Consider the following 23,494-nt stretch of genomic DNA (forward strand, 5'->3'; position numbering starts at 1 on the left):
AAAATCAAATAATACCGCAGGATATGACAGGCGCCACAATCGCCGCCAAGTCAAATGCGCTACGCATACCGAACCCGGAAATTCCACCGATAGAATTGAATCAGGCCACCGTCTGGCGCATAGATCAAGAGTCGTCACCAGCCGTCAATCCAGCACAGGAAGGCGGATCCTGTGGCTGCAGAGTGTAACGCCCCACAACGGGAATTTCACGCATTAGTTCGCTGCACTACAACTATGCAATCAAGCCTCGGGGCTATAACATGCCAGTGAGAGACACCCTGTTTCGGTCAGCTTATGCATGGGCCATCGCAGAAATGCCAGATTCCGATCCGCACGGATGCGGGCCGCCTCTTTTACCCGCTGGCTGCTTTATATGGCGCCGTGGCCGCGCCGCTATCAGTCGTGGCCATGACCGGCGGCGGCTGGCCGCCGGGCCTGATCGGCGCCGGCCATGGGCGGGAGATGTTCTTCGGCTTTGCTCTGGCGCTGGTCGGCGGTTACCTGTTGGGCCCGTTGTCTCGGCGCTGGCTGCTGGCGCTCGCGGGGCTCTGGCTGGCGGCCCGCATCGCCGCTGTGATGCTTCCAGTCTCACTGCCCGGTCAACTGTTGAGCTCGCTCTTTGCCCTGATACTGGGTGCACTGGTCATTCCCCGTTTCCGAAACGCCCGCAAGTGGCGCAACAAGGCTGTCATGCCGCTGCTTGGCGCGATCATCATGCTGCCGCTGATATGGCTATCGGGTATCCGCATGCCGCTGGCGGAGCTGGGCGTGCTATTGTTTGCTTCATTAATGCTGTTCATGGGTGGGCGCCTGATTGCCCCGGCTGCAGCTGGCGCCTTTCGCGAACGCGGCCTGTTTCTTGATGCAAGGGTGCAACCACGGCTTGAGTCATGGCTGCTGCTGCTTCTTGGCGCGGCAGTGGTCGCGCTTGCAGCTCCCGTCACCGGGATCGTGCCCGGTACCTTGATGCTCGTCGCGGGCCTGGTGGCCACAATCCGCCTCCTTCGCTGGCGTCTTTGGTACTGCCGGCGCTCTGATCTCTGGGCGGCCGGTCTCGGCTACGGCTGGGTGGCTCTGGGGTTGGCCGTGTTGGGGACAACCCTGCTGCTGCACGGAACGGGACAACGGCCGGTATTACACCTGGTCACCGTGGGTGGGGTGGGCACTCTCGCTTCTGCTGTCATGGCTCGCCAGCACTACCAGCGCCAATGGAAGCGTCCCCCTCCGGCCATGCTGATGCTGGGCACAATGGGGTTGATGGCGGTGGCCGCATTGTCACGGCTGGCGGCGGACACTGTTCTCGATGTTCGAGTCGAAGCACTCTGGCTGGCGGCTGCGGCCTGGTCGGCTTCGCTTGTCTGGTTGGCCATGCATTTGCTGCTTGACGTGCGGGACCCAGAGTGATGACGACTACAAAATCCGGAGAAACGCACCTTGCTTAACAGTCACTTTTTCAACATGAATTCGCTGTGGAGATGAAATGAATGACTGATCCGATTCGGCTCAAGCGTATCTACGATCCGTCGGAAGACGAGGATGGTGCCCGGATCCTGGTGGATCGTGTCTGGCCGCGCGGTGTGCGCAAGGCAGATGTGAAACTGGACTGGTGGGCCAGGGAATTAGCCCCATCCACTGAATTGCGAAAATGGTTCGGTCATGATCCTGAGCGCTGGGCCGAATTCCGCAACAGTTACCGCGACGAACTGGCTCAGGTACCCGAGACCCTCTCCAAGCTGCTCAATTACTGTCGCCAAGGCCCCGTCACTCTTCTATTCGGCGCCCGGGACCGTGAGCACAATCAGGCTGTGGTGCTCCGGGAAGTGTTGCTGGGGGAGCGGGCGGAAGAGGAAGCACCAGGTGAAAATGCCTCGCCGGTGTGTTACAACAATAAATTCTCCCTCTAAAAGTACTGGCGCTGAGCCGTGAACCGGCAGGGATGCAAGCACTCCATGATCCGGGAGCAGGGCATCTGGACGATTCGCTTACATCTCATGCAGTCTTTTTGTCATTCGAGTTCACAAACGAAAATGGAGGCAGCCCATGCTATTTACAGGCAAGCAAATCTTCGTCCTCTGTATCTTCTACTTCTTCTTTCTGACGCGAGTTGCATCGGCCCAGGACGTAACCGCCGAGTTGGCCCCCGATATACGCGGGTTGCTGCAGAAGGAAATGGTGCAAGTGGATGTGGCCATGAAGGTCATTCATGGCGCCATTGTTCGTGGAGACCACGAGGTCGTTGACAAAAAGGGCAGAGAGATCCATGACAGCTTCATTTTGCAACAATCCATCACCCCGGACCAGCGCAAGGCACTGAAGGCCGCTGTTCCCGACGAGTTTCTGAAGCTGGACCAGCGATTTCACGTGCTGGCTTCCCAGCTCTCCGATGCCGGTAGCAGGAAAAATACCGAAGACCAGCTGAAGATATTCGGGCAGCTGACGCAGGCCTGCGTAATGTGCCACAGCGGCCATGCCAGTGAACGTTTCCAGGGGTTCGACAGCCGGTAAGGCTGCCGTAGCAACCCCATCGTGGCCAACGGCAGGTCCATTGCGAACGGGCAACTGGTACGGATTCCGACTGAAACAGAGCTGTTCAACCGCAGGACCTCCGGTTCTGTAGTAAACGGCGGGAGCGAGCCCATGATTCAGGTACAGGTCTACCGTTACAACCCGGAGGTCGATAACGCCCCCCGAATAGAGAACTATCAGGTGGAAGAGAGTTTCCGGCAGCGCATGGTGCTGGATGTGCTGGAGCACCTGAAGGAAGGCGATCCCAGCCTGACCTATCGCCGCTCCTGTCGCGAAGGTGTATGCGGCTCCGATGGCATGAACATCAATGGCCAGAACGCCCTGGCCTGTGTTTCACCGGTGTCGGATATACTGGCGGGCACCTGGGTGGCTCAGAAAAGCAATTACGGCAGCGGGGTGGCTTCGGTCAGGAAGGCACCGGATGCTCCTCTGGTGATCCGACCGCTTACCGGCATGCCGGTGATACGGGATCTTGTAGTGGATCAAACTCACTTCTTTGATCAATATCGTCAGATCAAACCCTGGCTTATCAATAATGATCCGCTGCCGGCGACAGAGCGACTTCAATCTCCTGAGGAGCGCGCCCGCCTGGATGGGCTCTACGAGTGCATACTCTGCGGTTGCTGCACCTCCGGTTGTCCGTCCTGGTGGTGGAATCCAGAAAGGTACCTCGGCCCGGCCGTCCTGCTGCAGGCCCAGCGTTTTCTGGAGGACAGTCGGGATACCGCCGGGGCGGAACGGCTGGCCGCATTGGACGATCAATACAGTGTATTTCGCTGCCGTGATATCCAGAACTGTACCCAGGTCTGTCCCAAGGGTCTTAACCCAATGAAGGCCATCAGCGATATCCGTCGTCGTCTCCTCAGCGAAGGCACTTGACGTGAATTGTAATGTCCTGTTCCCGTTTAGCCTGGCCGTGAAAGTGAAATAAGAGCCCCACCCCGCAGCCCGTCCGTGGGTTGCTGTTCAAAACCGATCCGGCCGGATCAGTTTTGCGCGGCATTCAACTGATCCAGAGTAGCCACGATATCCTCAGTGCTCGTCAGCGGATTGATCGTACAGAGCCGGAATACCGCTCGCCCCTGCAAGCGCGTGGACGAGATACAGGCAAACCCGCTCGCGGACAACCGTCTCACTCGCGCTTCATGCTCATCGTCGCCAGCACCGCGAAGCGCAAAACAGATAATGCCAAGCTGGGCAGGCGTGATGAGCTCCCATCGCTGAGGGTCTTCGCTGAGGTATCTCTGCGCCTCGCGCGCCAGAGACAGGCCGTGATCGATTGCCTCACGAAAGCGATCCACGCCATAAGTCCGCAGGCTCAGCCATAGCTTGGCAGCACGGTTTCGCCGAGTCAGTTCCAACCCGCGATTGCGAAAATCCACTTCTCCCTTCCCTGCAGTGACATCGCGCAGATATTCGGGGTTCATGTCAAAGCTGGGCTCGAGCATGCCGCGACGGATCAGCAGACAACCGACGTCGTAAGGCTGGAACAGCCACTTGTGGGGATCCAGCACCAGAGAGTGTGCCAGCTCGATGCCGTTTAGCTCATCACGGCCGCGTGCGCACAGGGCCCCGGCGCGCCATAGGCGCCATCGACGTGTAGCCAGAGGTCTTCTTCTTCACACAGTGCCGCCAGTTGAGGCAGGGGATCAACGGCACCGGTGTTTGTGGTACCGGCGGTGCCGATTACCATCAGTGGCCTGGCACCCGCCCGGCGGTGCTGTGAAATGGCTTCACGCAGGGCTGTCAACGGCATCCGGAATTGTTCGTCGGACGGCAGAACATGAATCTGTGAAGCCGTAAAACCCAGCACCTTTAGTGCCCTGGGTAGCGAAGAATGTGTCTGGTCGCTCAGATAGACGGTGCCGGTGCCTCGCTGTGCCTGCACCGCGGCGAAGGCCGTGAGGCTGGCGTGGGAACCACCGCTGACAAGTACCCCTTCGTAATCCGGCGGCAAATGCAGCAACTGCCGCAACCAGTCGATAACGACCAGTTCCAGTGTGGCGGGGCCGGAACCGCCGGCCCATGAAGCGGTGATGGCGTTGAACCCCGTTGCCAACCAATCGCCCAGGATCGCTGCGAAGGAGCTGGGTCCGGGAACGCGGGCAAAGTAGCGGGGGTGATCACCCCGCTGCTGGTGAGTAAAAGCGACACCTGCGAGCAGGCTCAGGGATTCCCGGGGATCAAGCGGCTTGTCCGGGAGTGGTCCGCCCAGTTGAGCCAGCAGCTCACTCGCTTCGCCCGTGAGTATGGCTGCTTCACTGTCCCGATTTATCAGGCGGTCGACAACAATGTCGACCACCTGGTATCCCAGGCTTCGCATTTCCTCGGCATTCATGCCCAGCGTATCGGCGCCGCCGTTTGGGTTCTTGCTTCCCTGTCGATTCATGGCCACGATGAGACGGCTCCTGTGCGGTATTCCAAGGCTGGCGACTGGTGGAGCAGGGCTGCGAAGCGCGGCCTGCTAAGGCGCTTCAGCCGATGCATTGGCGAGCGCGACTTCCGCAGGCCAGTAGCCACTTGCATTGTCGGCAACAATGGCCTCCAAAATTGCACGTGCGCCATCTGCGTCACCCTCAAACGCGCGCCTCATTCCCAGCGCAAACCTGGAAAGGTTGTCACCCGCGGTTCCTTCACGTTCGTCGGAAGACCCGGTGAGCACGAGCAAGGCATTGTAATAGGCAGCATTTTCAAGGATTCGCACCGGCTCCGGTATACGGTTGAGCAGGGCATCGGCTTCTGCGTGACGCGACTGTTTCTTTAAAGCTATGGTTTGCCAGAACACCACAGCGAGCTCATGATCGTCAAAGGGTAATTCCACCAGGGGCTTCCTGGATTGCTCCAGGTGATCGAACATCCTGCGATAGTCAGCTATGGCGAAGCAGGTTTGCCCCAAATAGTAGTGGAGATTCTGACGGTAGGTTGAGGTCGTCAAGTTGAGAGAGTTGGGAATTCCGTTCGGCTCGAAACTGTCCGGCTGCCCCGCCATTTTGGCCAGCCCCAACTCGTAATCGGCTATGGCCGCTTCAAACTGCCGGCTTCGAGCCAGGTGCCTGCCGCGAAAGCGCAGCAACCTGTAGCTGTTGGGGAATTTTCTCAGCCCGGCGGTAAACACCTCTATGGCCGTGCGATACTGACCAAGGTAACCGTATCGGCGGCCCAGCCAGATATAGGACTCTTCCCTGTCGGGAGCTGCATCGAAGGCCGCCTGGGCGACCTTCAAATCAATCTCGAGCTTTTCCCGATACGCCCCCGGCGATGCAGGCCCAGCTGGCGTATTTACCCGGGCCGCGGACAGCGAGCCGTGGATGGCGGTAGCTGCCAGGGAGTCTGTTGCCCTTTGCTCCCCGGTCTCCGCCTGGGCGAATACGGCTGCCAACAGCAGTGAGCAAAGAGCAGGGCGAAGCCTGGTCCATGAGCAGGTCATTGTCAGGTGTAAGCGCATAAACATAGGGCAGAACCAGTGCATGAACAGGGAAGCAGCGAGGCAGACTAGCCCCACACCCTGTATACTGTCAATTAATCACTCCGATAGGGAATAAATATCGTATAATAAAATTTTTCTGTGGGCCCGCTTCCCACTTCAGCGGCGTCGCGTCCAAAGGCGGTGTAACATGGTCTCCCCAAGTGAAACCATGTTGCCGGTGTAGGGGTGCGAGCGGTGAGCTGAGGCCGTCTGTATGGCACGAGCTATAGACTTGATTTCGATTGATTTTAGGTAAAGAATTAGGCTAATGCGAAAACCACCCTTAACCAACGCCGAAGTCTTCGATCAGGTCAAGCCCGAGCGACGTCCTCCGCGCTCAAAGATTCAGCTGGCCCTGCGGGTCAGGGGGTTGCGTCGGGCCCGGAACTGGACCTTGAGCGACCTGGCCAATGCCACCGGGCTGGCTGTGTCGACGCTGTCCAAAATTGAAAATGATCGCATGTCCCCGACTTTCGACGTAGTGCAGAAGCTCGCGACCGGATTTTCGATCGACATTACGGAGCTGTTCGCCGCGTCAGAGAATACACAGCAGCAGACCCGCAGAAGCGTCGTCCGAAAGGGGGAGGGCCGCCCATACGAAACAGCGGCCTACAGCCATTTGGTGCTGGCCTCTGACCTCATCAACAAGAAAATCCTGCCCTTTGTAAGTATCGTGAAGGCCCGGTCGCTCGACGACTTCGAAGAGTGGGGGCTCACGACGGCGAGGAGTTTATGTTCGTCCTCGAGGGCTCTGTCCGCTTCTACACCGACTGCTACGAGGCCGCCGACCTGGACGAAGGAGATGGTATTTACCTGGATAGCGCCATGCGCCATGCCTGCATCTCGACCAGCGAAAATGACGCCAGGGTATTGTGGATCAATACTGGCTGAATCGCGCCCGCAGCATCTCCCTCCTTCACCGCTAACCAGGCTCACCCCCGAACACCCGCTGCCTCAGCGCGGCATGCGCACAGACCATGGTATTCCCGAAAAACGAGCAAGGGCTTGCCTGCATTTCTTAAATGCGCTAGTATTTTACAATAGGAAAAATTGAGGTGTTTGTGATAAACCGAAGAAAATTCATTGCCGGCGCATCAACCGGGCTGCTCGCCGCTCAAGCCCTGTCGAAGACAGCCTTGGCAAAAAACCTTTCTGGTTCTCTTCGGGACTCCCTGGTATTTGATGCCATGGGAGAGATGAGGGTCAGCTACTCGCGCACACTCATCGAAACAATCCGCGACGGCGGTCTCAACGCCATCACCGTAACGCTGACAGATCCCAAGGTGTACGAACAACAGGCCTATACCGAAGCCAGAGCTGCGGTGGCCGAATACGACAGGTTTCTGGCGAAATATCCTGAGTTGTTGATGAAGGCTACCTCCGCCGCGGATCTTGATAACGCGCGGCGCGAGCACAAGATTGCAGTCTACTATCTGTTTCAGAACAGTACGCAGTTCGGCCGCGATCTGTCCCGCGTGGAGGAATTCCATAACCTTGGTGTTCGCAGCGCACAGCTGACCTACAATTACCAGAACTGGGCCGGTGCGGGCTGCAAGGAATCCAGTGGCTCCGGGCTCACCCGCTTTGGCCGGGAACTCGTTGCCGAGATGAATCGCCTGGCCATGCTGATCGACCTTTCCCATGCCAATGAGGCAACGATACTCGATGCCATCCAGGCCTCGAGCGCGCCGGTGGTTATCTCACATGCGGCTTGCCTGGCGTTGCACGACAATATCCGTAACATAAGCGATACCGTGCTGAAGGCCCTGGCAGACAGGGACGGCGTGGTCGGTATTTGCCAGCTCCGGCCCTTTCTCACCCATGCCAGCCCTGATGTCGCACTGCCGGTCTATTTTGATCACATCGATCACGCGGTAAATGTCGCCGGTATTGACCATGTGGGCATCGGCAGTGATCGCGACCATCGCGTCATCGAGATGACCGATGAGTACCTCGCCGAACTGGCCAGTGAGGAGGGGGAGAACTTCAACCTCAAGGAGTGGCCGCTGTACATTGACGAACTCAACGGCCCCCGCCGCATGGAGGTCATCTGGAATGGGCTTCGTGAGCGCAATTACAGCTCAGTGGAAATAGACAAGATCATGGGACGCAATATGCAGCGCCTGTACCAAGGCGCTATAGGCTGACAGCGCCGGGAACGCAACCGGAAACATTTGCCCCTGCGCAGGGTGTAGCTGAGGCCGCATCACCGCGCAGATTTCTCGATTCATTACCAGACGGAGCACGCTAATTCATGGCTATCAATGCCTCGCGCGACAAAGCCGCCTTCCTTCGCGAGGATGTGCAGACAACCTTCTCACGCATCAATGTGCCTCTTGAAGGTTTTATGGGCGCTGATCTGAGCAAACATTCCCCGATAGATGGTGACAAGCTGTGCAATCTGGGTCTGACGGACGATGCCGGTTTGGACAGGGCTATCGAGGACGCTCAGCAGGCATTTCTGAGTTGGCGCACGGTTCCCGCCCCCGAACGCGGCAAACTAGTGCATACCTTCGCAGAACTGGTTCGCCGCCATAAAGCGGAACTGGGCTCAATCGTGACACTTGACTGCGGCAAGACCGAAACGGAAGCTCTTGGCGAGATTCAGGAAGTCATTGATATCTGTGACTTCGCGATTGGGCTTTCCCGCCAGCTCTACGGCCTGACCATCGCCACCGAGCGCCCAGAGCATCGCATGGCCGAAACCTGGCACCCCCTGGGCATTTTCGGGCAGATCACCGCCTTCAACTTCCCCGCGGCGGTTTGGTCATGGGGAGCGATGATCGCCCTGGTATGCGGGGACAGTGTTATCTGGAAGCCCTCCGAGAAGTCCCCTTGACCGCCATCGCGCTGAGTGGCTTGCTGGATCAGGCCATTGCCGCCTGCAGCAACGCGCCCGCCAAGCTGGCGCAACTGGTATTGGGAGATGCCGAGCTGGGCAAGCAGCTGGCTTCCGATACGCGCATTCCGCTGGTGAGCGCCACGGGCAGTACCACAATGGGCCGCGATGTAGCCGTACGTGTCGGGGCGCGGCTGGGGCGCTCAACCCTGGAACTCGGGGGCAACAATGCCGCCATAGTATCCGACAAGGCGGACCTGGACCTGGCCATCCGCGGTGTTGCCTTCGCCGCGGTGGGCACGGCCGGACAACGCTGTACCAGCCTCAGGCGCCTCATTGTGCACGAGGCGATCGCCGACGAATTTGTAGAGCGACTTAAAGCCGTTTACGCACAGCTGCGGATCGGACGTCCGGATGACCCCAAGGTACATGTCGGGCCTCTCATCGATGAACGCGCCTACGATCAAATGCTATCCGCGCTGCGGCAGGCCACCGCGGAAGGTGGCAGTGTGTTCGGGGGTGAACGTGTACTGGCCGACCGTTACCCCGATGCCTTCTACGTCAACCCGGCGATAGCGAGCATGCCCTCGCAAAGTGAAATCGTTGAGCGGGAAACCTTCGCCCCGATATTGTTTGTTATGAAGTATGCGTCCATCGATGAGGCCATAGCGCTGCAAAATGGGGTTTCTCAGGGCCTCTCATCCGCGATATTCACCACCGATATGCGCGAGGCGGAGTACTTTTTGTCTGCCAGTGGCAGCGACTGCGGCATCGCCAACGTCAATATCGGTACCAGTGGCGCCGAAATTGGTGGCGCCTTCGGCGGTGAAAAGGCCACTGGTGGCGGCAGGGCCGCCGGCTCAGACACCTGGAAGGCCTTCATGCGCCGGGCAACAAACACCGTCAACTATTCCTCGAGCCTGCCCTGGCGCAGGGCGTAGAGTTTGACCTTTAACCCTGACGATGAGGTTAGTGAAGCCGCGCAAATGCTGCAGCCTGGTAACGGGCCTCGGCGAAACCGCGGTTAGCCCTTATCCAACAAGCACTGATTGAGGATACTGTATGAACTTGAGAACCTTCCTGTGCTGTGCCTGCGCTGCGATTTCTTTCGCCAGCGCAGCGTCCGGCAATGCGAACTCCTCCGACGAGGCCCGCCCGCAGGCTGTGTCTTTACTCGGTAAGGAATTGTATGCCAGCACGCCGTCAACGGCAGCTCTGGCCCAATACGAAGCGGCAAAGGAGGAGTACGAGGCGGCCCCCAGCGACCCGGACAAACTGATCTGGTACGGGCGCAGAACCGCATACCTGGGCCGCTACCAGAAGGCGATCGAAATTTTTTCCGAGGGTGTGGAGAAACACCCGCACGACGTAAGAATGCTGCGCCATCGCGGTCATCGCTATATCTCCACCCGTCAGTTCGATAAAGCCATTGAAGATCTTTCGAAGGCGGCGCAGCTGATGGCAGGCCAGGAAGACCAGGTAGAGCCGGACGGCATGCCCAACGCCAAGAACATTCCGCTGACCACTACCCAGGGGAATATTCGCTACCACCTGGGTCTGGCGTATTACCTGAAGCAGGAATGGGAAACCGCCCGCCGCATTTTCGCCGAGGACTTGCGCAATACCGATAACGATGACGGCATTGCCGCCTCCACTCACTGGCTGTACATGATATTGCGGCGCATGGGTCGCGATCAGGAAGCCGAGGCGCTGCTCTCTGACATTCACGCCGATATGGACATCATTGAGAACTTCGCCTACCACCGCGCCTGCCTGTTTTATAAAGGCGAGATCTCCCTCGAAAGTGTGCTGCCCGAAGACGGCAGTGGCTCGGGAAATGCAGGCCTGGTGTACGGGGTTGCCAACTGGCACCTGTACAACGGCAGGCCAGAGGAAGCGGCCAAAATGATGCGATCGCTTGTCGATGGGCCGCAATGGGCTGCCTTTGGTTACATCGCCGCCGAGGCAGACCTTGCCGCTGAAGGGCTCTGACCTGGGGCATTGATCGACAGCAACCGATAGCGGAATACCTGCGGCCCCAATTGCGTTAGAGATTGCGTAAAGAAGGGGGCAAATGTCTTGCTTTTACATCCAAAAACTTTATGATAGGAAATTATTATGCATTGTGCTCCATGTTATGTCGATATTGGCAACGAAGTGACAATAAGAGGAAACCGATGATGAAGATGCTTTTGACACCGATCGCCTATGCGACGCTGGCCATGGCGGGCTCTTCCGCGCTTGCCCAGCAAGCCGGTCCCGTTAGAGAAAATGAAGCCGCCGCAACCGGCGCTCGTGGTACCGTTGAGGAAGTTGTAGTTCTCGGCACTCGACGCACCGGACGCACGGATACCCAGAGCGTGGTACCGGTTGATGTGATTCAACCCGATGCAATAGGCAGCACGGGCTATTCAGACCTGAATGATTCACTGCGGACATTGGTACCGGCTTTCAACGTCAGGCGACTGCCCCTGAATGACGGCTCCTCCTTTGTTCGCCCCGCTACCCTGCGCAGCTCCCCTGCTGATCACGTACTGCTGCTGCTGAATGGCAAGCGTCGCCACCGCTCCGCAACGGTACAGATCGGCACCGGACACGCAACTACTTCAGGTTCACAGGGCCAGGACTTCAACATTCTGCCCCCGATTGCCTTTAAATCCATTCAGGTACTGCGCGATGGTGCATCCGCCCAATACGGCTCAGATGCCATCGCCGGTGTGATTAACCTGTCTCTGCGAGATGCCAGTGAGGGCGGCTCCGTTAGTGTCGAGATGGGCGAATACTTTGATGGCGGTGGCGAGACCGTCGACGTGCAGGGGAACATCGGTTTCGCCCTGACCGATGCTGGCTTCCTGAATCTGAGTGCGCAGGTTATCGACCAGAGCGAATCGGTCCGTGTCGGCACCCACCTCGGTGTCCAGGGTTTGCTGGATATGGGTATTCCGAACGTACCCCTGGAAGCAGGCGGAACAGGCGACCCTGCCTACAAGGCCGTGAAAACCGCATGGAACGCGGGCCTGGATCTTGGCGGGGGCCGGCAAGCCTACCTGTTCGGTAACTACATGAAGTCCGAAAGCGAGGTCGCATTTACCTATCGTCAATCGCTGGACGCCGGTGGTCTCGGCGCGCACTCAACCTATGCCGACAGCCAGTTTGATAACAGCCCGGCACACCCATCAACCTTTGATCTGACCGAGCTGTACCCGGCGGCTACATCCCGCAGTTTGGCGGCGACCAGGACGATTTCAGCACTGTCTTCGGTATCCGCCAGGAAGAGAACGAGCTGTTCGGCTGGGATGCCTCCTTCCGCTGGGGCAGGAACGAGATCGAGTACAGTCTGTGGAATACCATCAATGCGTCCATGGGAGCAGAGTCGCCCACGAGCTTCAAGCCCGGTGCGCTGGCCCAGCGCGAGTACGAGTTCAGCCTGGAGCTCTTCAAGTCGATTCCTGTTGATGCATTTGCCAGTGACCTGTTTCTCTTCGGTGGTTTCAATCATCGCGATGAGCAGTACACCATCACCGCCGGTGACCGCGACTCCTACCAGGCGGGTGCGCTTATTGACCTGCCGGTTGGAGCCAACGGCTTCCAGGGTTACAGCCCCGACACTGCTGGCGACTTCTCTGCCAGCAGCTATGCTGGCTATATAGAAGCAGAGGTGGACATCACCGAGCAGTGGACAACCTCTGCCGCGGTGCGCTATGAAGACTACGAAGCATTCGGGGACAACCTGAGTCATAAGCTGGCAACCCGCTTCGACTTCACCGACAACTTCGCCATTCGTGGCGGTATCACCAGCGGCTTCAGGGCACCTGCCGCCGGTCAGTTGTTCGGTACGTCGCAAACTTCACAGTTGGCGGCCAACGGTGACTTCATCCTTGATGCGGTTCTGGTCCCTGGCTCGGCTGCCGCGTCGATCTTCGGCTCCGAAGACCTGGAAGCAGAGACTTCAGACAGCATCTCTGCTGGTTTGGTGTTGACGCTGGACAGGTTCACTGCAACGCTGGACTTCTACCAGATTGACGTCGATGACCGGCTACTGCTTTCCGACCAGTTGGATACCACACCGGAACAGCGCGCCCAGCTTGCTGCTATCGGTTACCCCAACGGCATCAATGTGCGCAGTGTGCGCTACTTCCAGAACAAGCTGGATACCCGTGTGCGGGGCGCCGACCTGGTAGCAACCTACTTCGCCGAATACGCCGACAGCAACCAGTCGACCGACTACAGCCTGGCGGTAAGCTACAACGAGCAGATCTTGCGTAGCGACCCGGAAGGCGTCTTCACCGACGACAAGGTACTGGAATTCGAAGAGGGGATTCCCAGCTGGCGGGGCAATTTTACCGTTACCCACCACATCGGCGATTTCGACCTGATGGGGCGTGCGACCTACTACGGCGAGTGGACCCGTGTTGACCGCGACTTCATCAAAACCCGCGATGGCGAATTCATCTTCGATGCGGAAGCAACCTACCGTGGCTTTGATCAGTTCTCCATCTCAGTCGGCGCCCGGAACCTCGGCAACAAGTATCCGCCGCCGCGCCGCCAGGCCTTTGTTGACCGTGGTACCCCCTACGACAACCATTCTGTATTCGGGATCAGTGGCGGGTTCTACTATGCGCGGTTGAGGTATGAGTTCTAGTCTGGTCTTCAGGGGCTTCGGTGCACTTTGAGGCATCGAAGCTCCAGCCTTTTGAAAGGAACACTCTACCCCTGGAGTGTTCCTTTTTTTTTGTCCCGAGACAGATGGGACAAGTCAGCCAGCTGGAACTCAGCCAACCTGGTGCAAGCGGCTTGCTATCACCGTGATCCGAGCTGACCTTTTCAGTCCCGGTCGGGCGCCCCGCCGGGGAATAGCGGGCGGTAGGGTCGGGCATCTTCCACGCAGCGGGTGACTGACGCGCGGCCCAGCAGGGTGGCGCGGTAGCGGCGCAGATGCGGGAAGGCGCCGCTGATCTCGTGCACCCAGTCAGCGTAGAACAGCGCCGGCGCCGCGGCACAATCGGCCAGGGTGAAGTGCTCCCCGCAGGCGAATTCCTGCGTGCGCATGCGCTGATCGAGCCAGGCATAGGCCCGTTCCAGGCGCGATTTGGCACCCTCCACGATTGCGGGACACCGATCGGCGGGACCACGCAGGCAGTCGTCTACGACGTGCTGCATGTTGCCCATCACATAGTTGTCGAAGAAGCGGTCCAGCATGCGCACCTCCAGCGCCGCTGATCGCTGGTCGGGAATGAATACGACGGGGCCGGGATAGGCCTGCTGCAGATACTCGATGATAATGGTGGCCTCATACAGCACGGTATCCCCATCTACCAGAAGCGGAAATTTTCCCATCGGAGACAGCGCCTGCAAACGCTCGAGGTTCTCGGGGTGGTCAGGGTCGACCATCCGGAAGTCCAGCTCGATACGGTTTTCGTAGCATGGGATCAGTGCTTTCCAGGTATAGGAGGAGAATGGGTGTCCGTATAGTTCAGGCATGGGGTTCTCCTTCGACCGCTACTTTCAGCCAGCGGCAGCGGTCTCCGCTCCCCCGGTGGATGATGTTGTCGTACCACCGGCAGATGGCGATTAGTGAGCACATACAGTTCCTCCTTTGTTGTTGTCGACGCGTGCGGCATGCCAGGCGCCTGTCGTTGTCGACGAGTGCGGTATGCCAGGCGCCGATGCCGGGCGGACGATTTGGTCCCGTCGAGGTTACCTACAGCATAGTCGTATCACCCAGAGGCTTTTCGACAGGTGATGAAAAACAGTGGATGGATCACTGAGAGTCCATCTACCGTTAATTGGGTAGAGCCTGAAGGTGCGCTTCCTTCGTCAGCGCACCCTATGGAGTTTTGCGCTTATAGAATGGGACCGTCCCACTGCCGGTTGCCACCAGGGATTCGCGCGGGCTCGCAGCCGCATAGGGTGCCTTGAGGCACGAAACGCACCGGATATGGCTCGCAGCGATTGTGGGAAGAGACGGTACCGATAGAGCGCGTTCTTTATCGGCATGGCCTGTAAATCAAGTGAAACCCAGCCCATTCCATTGTTAATTAGGTAGAGCCGTGCTTCCATAACAAGATGGAAATTATGTCGAGGAGAGCTACGGGTTCATAAATTTTGGGACCGACTGAAAGTCTTAACCCATTGTGAGAGCGATGGCCGCTCTTCGGAGCTGCACTGCCTGGTTTCTGGTAAGCGATCTCGGCAAAAGCCCGCACTCCTGGGCCGCAAGAACAGATGCTGTGGCGGAAGACTTCTTCTATGATAGGAAGAGCAAATCAACACGGTCGTTTCCAAACGAACTTCGGAGAATCGCCAGGCAAAAAGCTACTCTATTTGCACGATGCAACAGGCTTACAGGATCTGAAAGTTTCGAGATATACGGCGATGCCGGGATTCACCCGATTTACAGAAAACAGGTGTTCTTATCTCTGCCATTGAAACAAGCAAGGATAGAGTCCGTGGAAATTCCGGTTTCGTGGCGCTCGTCGCCCTCATCATTGCCGGTGAGGCCATCTTTCTGCTGCCCTTCGTCCTGTCGCGCATATTCCGTCCCACCTTCATCGACATTTTCGGCATCACCAACCTTCAGCTCGGCACCGCGTTTTCCCTGTATGGCGTCATTGCCATGGTGTCCTATTTCGCCGGCGGCCCGCTGGCGGACCGCTTTTCCGCCCGCAACCTGCTGGTGGCGGCATTGCTGGCGACTTCCCTCGGCGGGGCAGTCATGGCCGCCATACCGCCCATCGGCGTGCTGACCCTGCTCTACGGTTTCTGGGGACTGACCACCATCCTGCTGTTCTGGGGGGCTCTGATCAAAACAACCCGGGAGCTGGGCAGTGTCCACCAGGGCAGGACCTTCGGCCTGCTGGACGGCGGCCGCGGCCTGTTCGCGGCGGTCATCTCGTCGATATCGGTTCTGGTGTTCGCGGCCCTGTTGCCGGCGGATGTGGAAACCGCGACCCTGGCCCAGCGCGGGCGGGCACTGGCTGCAATTATCCAGGGATTTTCCGGGATGTGTGTGCTGTCGGCGCTGCTGGTCTGGCTGTTCGTGCCGCCGACGCCGCGGAGCGATACCCTGGTCGGTACCGGGGTCAGCTTGCGGTGCCTGAAGCAGGTCATGGCCATGCGCACGGTCTGGTGCCAGGCGCTCATCGTGCTGTGTGCCTACGTGGCCTACAAAAGCACCGATGATTTTTCCCTGTATGCCAGGGATGCCTTCGGTTACGACGAGGTGGAGGCCGCCACTATCGGCACTGTTTCATTCTGGATACGCCCGGTCGCGGCCATCGGGGCGGGATTGCTGGCGGACCGGTTCAGCGGCGCGGTCATGCTGTTGTGGAGTTTTGCCGTCGTCATGCTGGGCAGCGGGACGATCGCGGCCGGTTTGATCGTGCCCGGACTGCCCTGGCTGTTGCTGGCGACCATCGCGGGCACCAGTGCCGGTATCTATGGTTTGCGCGGCCTGTATTTCGCCATTTTCGGTGAGGGCAATGTCCCGGTAATACTGACCGGCACTGCGGTGGGCGTGGTCTCTTTTGTCGGATTCACACCGGATATCTTCATGGGACCGCTGATGGGCTGGCTTATCGATTCCTCTCCCGGGGCGGCCGGCCACCAGCATGTATTTGCCGTGGTGGCGGGGTTTGCTGTTGTCGGGCTGATCGCCACGGTGCTGTTTGGCCGGACCAGCCGGGCCCTGCCGGTAAGTGACCCGGTTTGAGTTCGCCAGCAGCTGCAGTTTCGCCTATTCCTCTGCCAGACCGTGCCTGCGGTGCCAGTCCAGCAGCGAGCAGTCCGGATAGTGATCGAAGTGGCATTCGCCTTCGCCTGCGGGCACCGGTACCCAGCCGGGTTTTGAATCCAGCAGGATGTGATACCGTTCCGGCGGCTCGGGCAGGGGGCTGTCGATGACCGAGGCAAATGGATGGATCAGTTCCGGCCAGCGCGGATCGAAAGCCCACATCATGCTGCCGCAGTGCCTGCAGAAACGCCGCTCGCCGGGGCTGCGCTCGTCCCGCTCTGGATGATCCATATAGGGCTGATAGACGTTGATCGACTCCTCACCCTCAACGACGAGCGAGTCGGCGTCGGCATGCAGATTGATGGAGAAGCCGCCGGCGCCCGCCGTTTTACGGCAGATGCTGCAATAGCAATACATGAATGGATAGGGCGCCATGCTGTTGCAGCTAAACCGCACTGCGCCACAATGACAGGAAGCTTCGAGTCTCATGTCGGCACTCCGGGTGGGGTACACATTGCGGTAGTTTATCATATCGCCGACTATGCGGCCTTTTGTGAGGCAATGGACTCCGCCGTTGAGGACAAGGTCCACATCCACTGCGCCGCCAATTATCGCGTGAGTGCATTCTATTCCCTGTATGCCCAGAGTCGTGGCCTGTGGGGCGACGATGAAGCACAGGCGTTCATCGAGGATCTGTGGGCGCCGGCCGAGTATCCGGTTTGGCTGAACTTTATTCGGACCATCCGGGGTAACCCGGGTAAGGGCCGAAAACTGGTCCATCCTCCGTTTATTGGGTAGAGCCGAGCCGAAAATCGGCCTATCCTCCGTGTATGGGGTAGAGCCTGAAGGTGCGCTTCCTTCGTCAGCGCACCCTATGGAGTTCTGCGCTTATAGAATGGGATCATCCCACTGCCGGTGGTCGCCAGGGCCACTGCCGGTGGTCGCCAGGGAATCGAGGGGGCTCGCACCTGCATAGGGTGCGTTGAGTTGGCGAGACTCACGTTTTCGATATGCACGGCGCTCGCAGCCGCATAGGGTGCGTTGAGGCACGAAACGCACCGGGTATGGCTCGGAGCGATTGTGGTGAGAGGTGGTACCGTTGGGGCGTGTTCTTTGTCGGCATGGATTGTAAGTCAAGCGAAAACCGGACCATCCCCCGTGTATGGACTCCTCCTCGTTTGCAAGGGGTTTGATCTCAGGCGGTAGGATCGATTGCTCACGTGTATTCGGTCTCCTGATCGTGCCAATGACACGGGACCTTGATGGGCTATTCGCGCACTGGCTCACTAACAGGTTGTTGAAAAAGCCTCGGAAGGCTTTTTCAAGCCATGTTTGCGGCACATGTCCGCAAACATGGACACGACAAATCAATCACTTACGTGCTTGATTTTGTCATCGACCACTGCGTGGCCAATGACACAGGCTGTTTTTCAACAGCCTGCTAACGTTAGCCCGGGCTTTTCGCCCTTCGGGGGACTCGGGTTTTGCCAGCGCCAATCTATACTCGCTGGTCGAGACGGCAAAAGCCAACGGGCTGGAGCCTTACGCCTATCTGCGCCAAGTCTACGAGCAGCTGCCCCGGGCCGACACCGTGGAGGCCATTGAAGCGCTGCTGCCATGGCATGGGAGAACAGTATGAGTATTGAGATTGATCACCTGAGTGCCGATGAGTTGGTGGCACTGAACCACTGCATTGTTGAACGCCTAAAGATGCTCGAATCACTACAGGCACACCAATCCATGATGCAGTTCCACCCGGGCACCCGGGTGAGCTTCGAGTCCCCACAAGGTGGACGCCTGACCGGCACCCTCATGAAGTACAACCGCAAGACCGTAACCTTGGTAACCGATAACGGGCAACGCTGGAACATCTCCCCGCACTTGCTCTCGCCGATCAAAGACCTGGCGAGGAGTAACGTGGTCGACATCGCGCCGCAGAAATTAAAGTAGTACAGCACGGTTCATCCTTGCCACAGCTCGTGGCCGCCGTATACCCTGTGGTTTAATTGCCGCTTACAATCCTTCGCCCGGGCGAGCGGTAAAAGCCGTATTATACTTAAGGTTTTGAAATAGAAAACAATAATCTTCGTTATTTCAATCACCTAGCGATTTAATCGTGCCCAGTACTGCCTACAGGTTAGTGATCTGTGCGGAGTTCGATAGCCGCAATGCTAAGGCGAAAAGGAGCCAATCCGCGCCACAGCATCAGCGTACCGACGGCACTGGCAACTCCGCAGATAAGTCCAATGGAGTAACCCACCGCGTCGTCATAACCAAATATATAATCGGTGAAGACTCCTACCATCGTATTTCCCACTCCGAGGCCGAGCACAAAAAATACAAGTAACAGGATGGCAATAATCTGGGCGCGCATTTGATTGGGTGCAAGTACTTGTACCGCACCTGCTGATGTTGCCATCGGAAACTGGGAGAAAAACATTGCGACACCGAACAGTGCAAGAGCCGCATTAGTATTCGAAACCAGGGGAAAAAGTATGACTGGTACTATAAGGCCGAGACCGCCCACCATGCCCGATTTGACGGCGGCGGCTGTATCACCGCTTTTGGAAAATCTATCCATCAACCACCCACTGAAAAATACACCACTTGTATTACATAAAAGTGCAATACTTCCCAAGTAGAACCCTGACTCTGCTTTGCTAAGACCGTGTATGCGTTGGAAAATTGCAGGTGCCCATCCGAGCAGAGCGAACATGGCCAGCGCGGTGCAGGTAAAACCGCCGAAGAGGAAAGCAAAGGTGCGGTGGTGGCTGATCATAAAAGCCACAGAGCGACGCAGTGAGACGGGTGCGTTGCCAGAGGCTGTGATTTCGAGTCCGTGTCGTTGCGGGTCACGCACTGTTATGGACATCAGTGCTGCGATGAGAATTCCTGGCAAACCCACCACCATGAATGTGAATTGCCATGGACGTAGCTCCCCTATGAGCGGCACTGCAATAGACTCCAGAGCGCCTATTGCCTGAATGACAGCGCCTCCGATTATCCATGCAAGGCCAACACCAATGCATGATCCCATAGAGTAGATGCCCAGTGCACGACCGAGCTTTTCCTTGGGGAAGAGGTCAGCGATCATTGAGTATGTGGGGGGTGATAGAGCTGCCTCCCCGACACCGACGAACATCCGGGCGACAAATAATTGCCAGAAATTGCGTGCCAGGCCACACGCAGCGGTGGCTATGCTCCATAAAAAAATTCCGGTCGAAATTATTGCAGGGCGTGAATAGCCATCGGCCAGTCGCGCGATAGGTACGCCCATAGCGGCGTAAAAGAGCGCGAAGGCCATACCACTGACTAGACTGAATTGCGTATCGGTAATATCAAGGTCGGCACGTATCGGTTCGATCAAAAGGTTTAGTACCAATCGGTCGACGTAGGAAAAAATATACGCCACCATACAGATACCCACAACATACCATTGGTAACTTGTACGTTGTTCGGCGTTACGTCGTTCGCTCATGACACTGTTGGTACTCTTGTTGTTTATTGAAGTTCCTTCTGTCATTTTACGACCACCTCTATTCGTTCGGCTTTCTCCAGATATCCCGTTCGTGGAGCAGCGCGATCTGGCACTTGATCACCTTCTCAGCATACTCGGCGTGTTTCATCGGTTCGCGATTCAGGTAGAGATTTTTGGGATAGATCGGGTCGCTATACAGCATTTGATAAAGCTCGGTACGCAAGTCTTTCAGCCAGTTGGTCCACTGCGAATTCGCCCGGTGGTGCCGCAATGCGTTGATATTTATTGGTCCACAGACGCTTGTGGACACTCCCCCGTAATCCTGCCGGCCGACGATTTGACCACGGTAGTCAATGATATACGAGCGACCGCCGAAAGTATCGATCGGTGCTTCGGCGTCACGGGTCAGGTAATAGGTACCCATATTCGGCGCTAGTACATAGAAATTATTGTCCAGGGCTCGAGCCCGGCTCTGGACCTCGAAAAATTCATTCGAAGCCGCTGGATGGGGGAGGGATGCTCTATAGACGATTTCCGCGCCATTCATTGCCAACGCGCGCGCATTCTCTGGATAGGAGCCCTCATTGGCCATCATGATTCCCATGCGCCCGATTGGCGTGTCGACCACCGGCCAGAATGCGTCGAGGTTATATCCGTAACGCTCTACCCACCAATCGAATATATCATGGGGGCAGACTGAGTGTTCCACGGGGTAGAGCGGTGCTACTTTGTAGTGTTTCAACACAACTTCGCCCTCAGGATCGATAATAAACCCCACATTAAAAAACCGGTCAGAAATTTCCGGGTGGCGGGCTTTGGCCTGCGCCATCATATAGACACCGTATTCACGGGCTATCTCGCCCAGCAAATCTGTTTCAGGACCCGGGATATCGATGGCGCAGGTGCGTGCAAAATCGACATGATCGGCGTCCAGTACTTCGTCATTGAAACCCTGCAGAGCCCCTCCGGCAGGGCGATCAGGCGTACCGGCAGGTCAAGTGATGCCAGCCAACAGGCTGCCTTGACCATGTGGCGCAGATGTTCGATATTGTGAAGGATGTCTTCCCGCCGGCTAATTCCCCAGACCGTGGGAATCAGACCCACTGTATTGTAAGGTTCTATGTTCATGATGGTGTCCAAGATAGTGTATTTCAGTTATAAAATATGAAGGCCTTTAGCATCGGGGTCTATGCGACCTGCGAAGATGGCATACGTCGTGCGAAGGGATTAAATCCTGATTTTATTATAAAAATTATTTTTAATAATCAGAAATGGAATAAGGGGACGCTTAATGCAAAAAAGTCCAATAGCCAACTACAACCTGATTCGTTCAACAGATATCGAAGAAACCCGCGAACGGGTGGGAAAGTTACTGTGGCCACATCGAATGCGACTGCGTAGTTCCGAGAAGTGGGTCAACACGAGGCTTGACGGGGTGTTTATTGGCGATATCGCTCTTATCTATATCCATTACGGTACTCCCGTGACGATCGATCCAGGACAGATCTCGGATTATTACCTGATTCAGACCACTCTTTCAGGAAATAGTCGCGTAAGTAACGGTCGTCGCGAAATGGATACAGGGGTAGGGCTGACGACTGTGGTTTCTCCGTCCGAGGCAACGCGCATCTTTATGGACCAACGCTGTAGTCATATGATTCTGAGGGTACGCCGTGACGCGCTCGAGCGTTGTCTCATGGAGCAACTCGACCGCAGTTTTACAGCACCGCCCGTTTTCGAGCTGGCTTTGTCTCATGATACGCCGGTTGGTGCGGCCTGGTTCCAGACTTTGCAGTTTCTTTCCCGGCAGTACAATGCAGGTGGTGAATGCTTACGTGCGCCAATAGTGCAACGCCAGTTTGCCGAGTTGGCTATTGGTCAGTTACTCAATACGCACCGACACAGCTATAGCGATAGATTACTACGGGGGGCGAGGGTCGCTTTACCCTGGCACGTGCGCCGGGCGCGGGATTATATAGAGGATCACCTGGGTGAAATTATCACGCTCGCGCAGTTGTCTCGAGAGGTGGGAGTGAGCGCTCGAACTTTGCAAAGTGGCTTCCAGCGCTTTCTGGAGCAGACTCCATCAGATTATATCCGTGATCGCCGGTTAGCCCGCGCCCATAATGCGCTGCGCTGCGCTGCTCCCGGTAGTGTTAGTGTCACCGAAGTTCTGGTCGCGCTCGGAATTAATAACCCGGGTCGCTTTGCCAATTATTACCGGCGTCGTTATGGGTGTCTGCCCTCTGAAACCCTCGCACACGATTGACTTCCGCTGCTGAATGAACGCTTCGCCTGCCGGATAGTGTCATAAAAGTTTGGCATTATAGTATCAAGTCCCTGAAAGACTTCAAAGGGCACGTTTATTATGCGAGTTACTGTGGTGGGTGGTGGACACGGTTGTTACGCTGCCGCTGCTGAAATGGCGGAAAAGGGTCACAATGTCCGTCTCTGGCGACGAGACAAGCAGGCTTTAGAGTCGCTGTCAGATGCCGGTGCAATCACTCTGGTGGATCACCGGGGACGGCGTGAAGTGCCGCTCGAACGCATCACGGCATCGCTGGCGGAAGCTGTAGACGACGCTGAACTCGTGATAATCCCGCTTCCCGCCACTACCCACCAAAGCCTTTCCGTTGAGTTAGCCCCACTTTGGCAGAGTGGCCAGGTTGTCTACCTCCCGCCAGGCACCTTTGGTAGCTACCTCTTCATGAAGACCATGCGCGAAGCTGGTAATGAAGCCAATGTGAGCTTTGCTGAAACCGGTACATTGCCTTATCTCGCACGCAAACATGGTGATCGAGAGGTTGTCGTCAGCGCCTATGCCACCCGATTGCCTACGGGAGTATTCCCGTCCCGTAATAGTGACCGAGCTCTTGCGGTGCTGCGCAAGGCATATCCGTCGATAGAGCCCGTTGAAGACGCTCTTTCCGGTGCTTTGATGAACGCCGGGCCTATTATTCACCCGCCATTGATCCTGATGAATGCCGGTCCCCTGGAGTACTTCCCATCGTGGGATATACACAACGAGGGTACGCAACCAGCCATTCGCAGGGTCACCGATGCCTTGGACGCTGAGAGAATAGCGTTGCGGGAAGCACTTGGCTATGTGGCTCCTCACTTTCCTCTAGCTGATCACTACAGTGCCGGTGGTGACGAGTGGATGTATGGCAACGCAGCTCATGAGAAGCTTACCGATTCAGGCGACTGGCGTGAGAAGATAGAATTGGAACAACATCGTTATATGCTTGAAGATACCCGATTGGGGTTATCGCTGATGGTGTCACTGGGGCGCTGGCTGGGGCTAGCGACGCCGGTAGCCGAGGGCTTGATGGTACTAGGTTCGGCAGTGACAGGTCGTGACTTCTATGCCGAAGGCCGTACCCTGGAATCGATGGGCCTAAATAGTCTGGATCTTGCCGGGTTTTCCGGCCTGCTTCGTGAAGGGATTTAGGT

Annotated in this window: 22 protein-coding genes and 4 pseudogenes; 17 read left to right on the forward strand and 9 right to left on the reverse strand. The window is 57.2% G+C overall.

The genetic code is table 11. The annotated features are described in order from the left end of the window. Positions 1–294 precede the first annotated feature (294 nt). The 4 genes from G3T16_RS14845 (at position 295) to G3T16_RS14860 (ending at position 3,405) form a co-directional block, all read left to right on the forward strand. Positions 295–1,404 (forward strand): NnrS family protein, encoded by a 1,110-nt coding sequence (locus tag G3T16_RS14845; RefSeq protein ID WP_163495921.1) that lies wholly within the window; start codon positions 295–297, stop codon positions 1,402–1,404. Between the two features lie 80 nt (positions 1,405–1,484). Continuing rightward, positions 1,485–1,904, forward strand: a complete 420-nt coding sequence (locus G3T16_RS14850; RefSeq protein WP_163495922.1) for a DUF488 domain-containing protein — start codon at positions 1,485–1,487, stop codon at positions 1,902–1,904. Between the two features lie 136 nt (positions 1,905–2,040). After that, positions 2,041–2,505, forward strand: a complete 465-nt coding sequence (locus G3T16_RS14855; RefSeq protein WP_163495923.1) for a hypothetical protein — start codon at positions 2,041–2,043, stop codon at positions 2,503–2,505. Positions 2,506–2,637: 132 nt separating this feature from the next. After that, entirely contained in the window at positions 2,638–3,405 is a 768-nt protein-coding gene (locus G3T16_RS14860; protein ID WP_163495924.1) for a succinate dehydrogenase iron-sulfur subunit, read from the forward strand. Positions 3,406–3,512: 107 nt separating this feature from the next. On the opposite strand, the gene G3T16_RS22535 is transcribed toward G3T16_RS14860, so the two are convergent. From G3T16_RS22535 to G3T16_RS14870, 3 genes are all read right to left on the reverse strand, one after another. Continuing rightward, a complete protein-coding gene (locus tag G3T16_RS22535) occupies positions 3,513–4,040 on the reverse strand; it encodes a pyridoxal phosphate-dependent decarboxylase family protein (protein WP_269473233.1) in 528 nt (175 codons plus the stop codon). A gap of 26 nt (positions 4,041–4,066) precedes the next feature. After that, complete coding sequence (locus tag G3T16_RS22540; protein ID WP_269473307.1) at positions 4,067–4,915, reverse strand: pyridoxal phosphate-dependent decarboxylase family protein; 849 nt, start codon at positions 4,913–4,915, stop codon at positions 4,067–4,069. A 75-nt stretch (positions 4,916–4,990) separates the two neighbouring features. After that, positions 4,991–5,749, reverse strand: coding sequence for a tetratricopeptide repeat protein (locus tag G3T16_RS14870; RefSeq protein WP_163495925.1), 759 nt, complete (start codon positions 5,747–5,749; stop codon positions 4,991–4,993). A 511-nt stretch (positions 5,750–6,260) separates the two neighbouring features. Here G3T16_RS14870 and G3T16_RS23155 point away from each other — a divergent pair. The 6 genes and pseudogenes from G3T16_RS23155 to G3T16_RS23160 form a co-directional block, all read left to right on the forward strand. Continuing rightward, a pseudogene (locus G3T16_RS23155) lies at positions 6,261–6,512 on the forward strand (helix-turn-helix domain-containing protein); the annotation flags it as partial. 185 nt (positions 6,513–6,697) lie between these two features. Further along, positions 6,698–6,883, forward strand: coding sequence for a cupin domain-containing protein (locus tag G3T16_RS22035; RefSeq protein WP_232059101.1), 186 nt, complete (start codon positions 6,698–6,700; stop codon positions 6,881–6,883). Between the two features lie 245 nt (positions 6,884–7,128). Beyond that, positions 7,129–8,139, forward strand: coding sequence for a dipeptidase (locus G3T16_RS14880; protein WP_163495926.1), 1,011 nt, complete (start codon positions 7,129–7,131; stop codon positions 8,137–8,139). 200 nt (positions 8,140–8,339) lie between these two features. Continuing rightward, positions 8,340–9,772, forward strand: a pseudogene (gene amaB / locus G3T16_RS14885) (L-piperidine-6-carboxylate dehydrogenase). A gap of 121 nt (positions 9,773–9,893) precedes the next feature. Continuing rightward, positions 9,894–10,823 carry a tetratricopeptide repeat protein gene (locus G3T16_RS14890; protein WP_163495927.1) on the forward strand — a complete coding sequence of 310 codons (930 nt, stop codon included), beginning with the start codon at positions 9,894–9,896 and terminating at the stop codon, positions 10,821–10,823. A gap of 230 nt (positions 10,824–11,053) precedes the next feature. Continuing rightward, a pseudogene (locus G3T16_RS23160) lies at positions 11,054–11,491 on the forward strand (TonB-dependent receptor plug domain-containing protein); the annotation flags it as partial. Between the two features lie 39 nt (positions 11,492–11,530). Here G3T16_RS23160 and G3T16_RS22040 read toward each other — a convergent pair. After that, the gene (locus G3T16_RS22040) at positions 11,531–11,962 is read right to left on the reverse strand and encodes a hypothetical protein (RefSeq protein ID WP_232059102.1); all 432 of its coding nucleotides are present in this window, start codon (positions 11,960–11,962) and stop codon (positions 11,531–11,533) included. Positions 11,963–12,045: 83 nt separating this feature from the next. Here G3T16_RS22040 and G3T16_RS14900 point away from each other — a divergent pair, with 83 nt between their 5' ends. Beyond that, positions 12,046–13,473, forward strand: coding sequence for a TonB-dependent receptor plug domain-containing protein (locus G3T16_RS14900; protein WP_163497124.1), 1,428 nt, complete (start codon positions 12,046–12,048; stop codon positions 13,471–13,473). Between the two features lie 182 nt (positions 13,474–13,655). Here the strand turns inward: G3T16_RS14900 and G3T16_RS14905 are convergent, their stop codons facing one another. Beyond that, the gene (locus G3T16_RS14905; protein ID WP_163495929.1) at positions 13,656–14,312 is read right to left on the reverse strand and encodes a glutathione S-transferase family protein; all 657 of its coding nucleotides are present in this window, start codon (positions 14,310–14,312) and stop codon (positions 13,656–13,658) included. 985 nt (positions 14,313–15,297) lie between these two features. Here G3T16_RS14905 and G3T16_RS14910 point away from each other — a divergent pair. After that, entirely contained in the window at positions 15,298–16,542 is a 1,245-nt protein-coding gene (locus G3T16_RS14910) for an MFS transporter (protein WP_197911689.1), read from the forward strand. 24 nt (positions 16,543–16,566) lie between these two features. On the opposite strand, the gene G3T16_RS14915 is transcribed toward G3T16_RS14910, so the two are convergent. Beyond that, positions 16,567–17,052, reverse strand: a complete 486-nt coding sequence (locus G3T16_RS14915) for a GFA family protein (RefSeq protein WP_163495930.1) — start codon at positions 17,050–17,052, stop codon at positions 16,567–16,569. Between G3T16_RS14915 and G3T16_RS14920 the strand changes: the two genes are divergently transcribed. The 3 genes and pseudogenes from G3T16_RS14920 to G3T16_RS14930 all read left to right on the forward strand — a co-directional run bounded on the left by G3T16_RS14920 (position 17,029) and on the right by G3T16_RS14930 (position 18,513). Beyond that, on the forward strand, positions 17,029–17,361 hold the full coding sequence (locus tag G3T16_RS14920; RefSeq protein ID WP_163495931.1) for a protein-tyrosine phosphatase family protein: 333 nt from the start codon (positions 17,029–17,031) through the stop codon (positions 17,359–17,361). The two genes, G3T16_RS14915 and G3T16_RS14920, sit on opposite strands and share 24 nt — an antisense overlap. A 688-nt stretch (positions 17,362–18,049) precedes the next feature. Further along, a pseudogene (locus G3T16_RS14925) lies at positions 18,050–18,202 on the forward strand (transposase domain-containing protein); the annotation flags it as partial. Then, positions 18,199–18,513 carry a hypothetical protein gene (locus G3T16_RS14930; protein ID WP_163495932.1) on the forward strand — a complete coding sequence of 105 codons (315 nt, stop codon included), beginning with the start codon at positions 18,199–18,201 and terminating at the stop codon, positions 18,511–18,513. The pseudogene G3T16_RS14925 and the gene G3T16_RS14930, both read left to right, overlap by 4 nt. 187 nt (positions 18,514–18,700) lie before the next feature. On the opposite strand, the gene G3T16_RS14935 is transcribed toward G3T16_RS14930, so the two are convergent. From G3T16_RS14935 to G3T16_RS21205, 3 genes are read right to left on the reverse strand one after another with little or no spacing between them, the layout of a single operon-like run. Beyond that, positions 18,701–20,086 (reverse strand): spinster family MFS transporter, encoded by a 1,386-nt coding sequence (locus G3T16_RS14935; protein ID WP_197911690.1) that lies wholly within the window; start codon positions 20,084–20,086, stop codon positions 18,701–18,703. Positions 20,087–20,099: 13 nt separating this feature from the next. Then, the gene (locus G3T16_RS14940) at positions 20,100–20,909 is read right to left on the reverse strand and encodes a nitrilase-related carbon-nitrogen hydrolase (protein WP_197911691.1); all 810 of its coding nucleotides are present in this window, start codon (positions 20,907–20,909) and stop codon (positions 20,100–20,102) included. Further along, positions 20,894–21,169: a hypothetical protein gene (locus G3T16_RS21205; RefSeq protein ID WP_197911692.1), complete on the reverse strand. Its 276-nt coding sequence runs from the start codon at positions 21,167–21,169 to the stop codon at positions 20,894–20,896. Before G3T16_RS21205 ends, G3T16_RS14940 begins: the two co-directional genes overlap by 16 nt. A gap of 163 nt (positions 21,170–21,332) precedes the next feature. On the opposite strand from G3T16_RS21205, the gene G3T16_RS14945 reads away from it, so the two are divergent. Together G3T16_RS14945 and G3T16_RS14950 are read left to right on the forward strand one after the other, a co-directional pair. Next, positions 21,333–22,310 (forward strand): AraC family transcriptional regulator, encoded by a 978-nt coding sequence (locus G3T16_RS14945; protein ID WP_163495933.1) that lies wholly within the window; start codon positions 21,333–21,335, stop codon positions 22,308–22,310. 99 nt (positions 22,311–22,409) lie between these two features. Then, on the forward strand, positions 22,410–23,492 hold the full coding sequence (locus tag G3T16_RS14950) for an NAD/NADP-dependent octopine/nopaline dehydrogenase family protein (RefSeq protein ID WP_163495934.1): 1,083 nt from the start codon (positions 22,410–22,412) through the stop codon (positions 23,490–23,492). The last annotated feature ends 2 nt before the right edge of the window (positions 23,493–23,494 follow it).

The sequence above is a fragment of the Kineobactrum salinum genome (assembly GCF_010669285.1).
Classification (GTDB): Bacteria; Pseudomonadota; Gammaproteobacteria; order Pseudomonadales; family Halieaceae; genus Kineobactrum; species Kineobactrum salinum.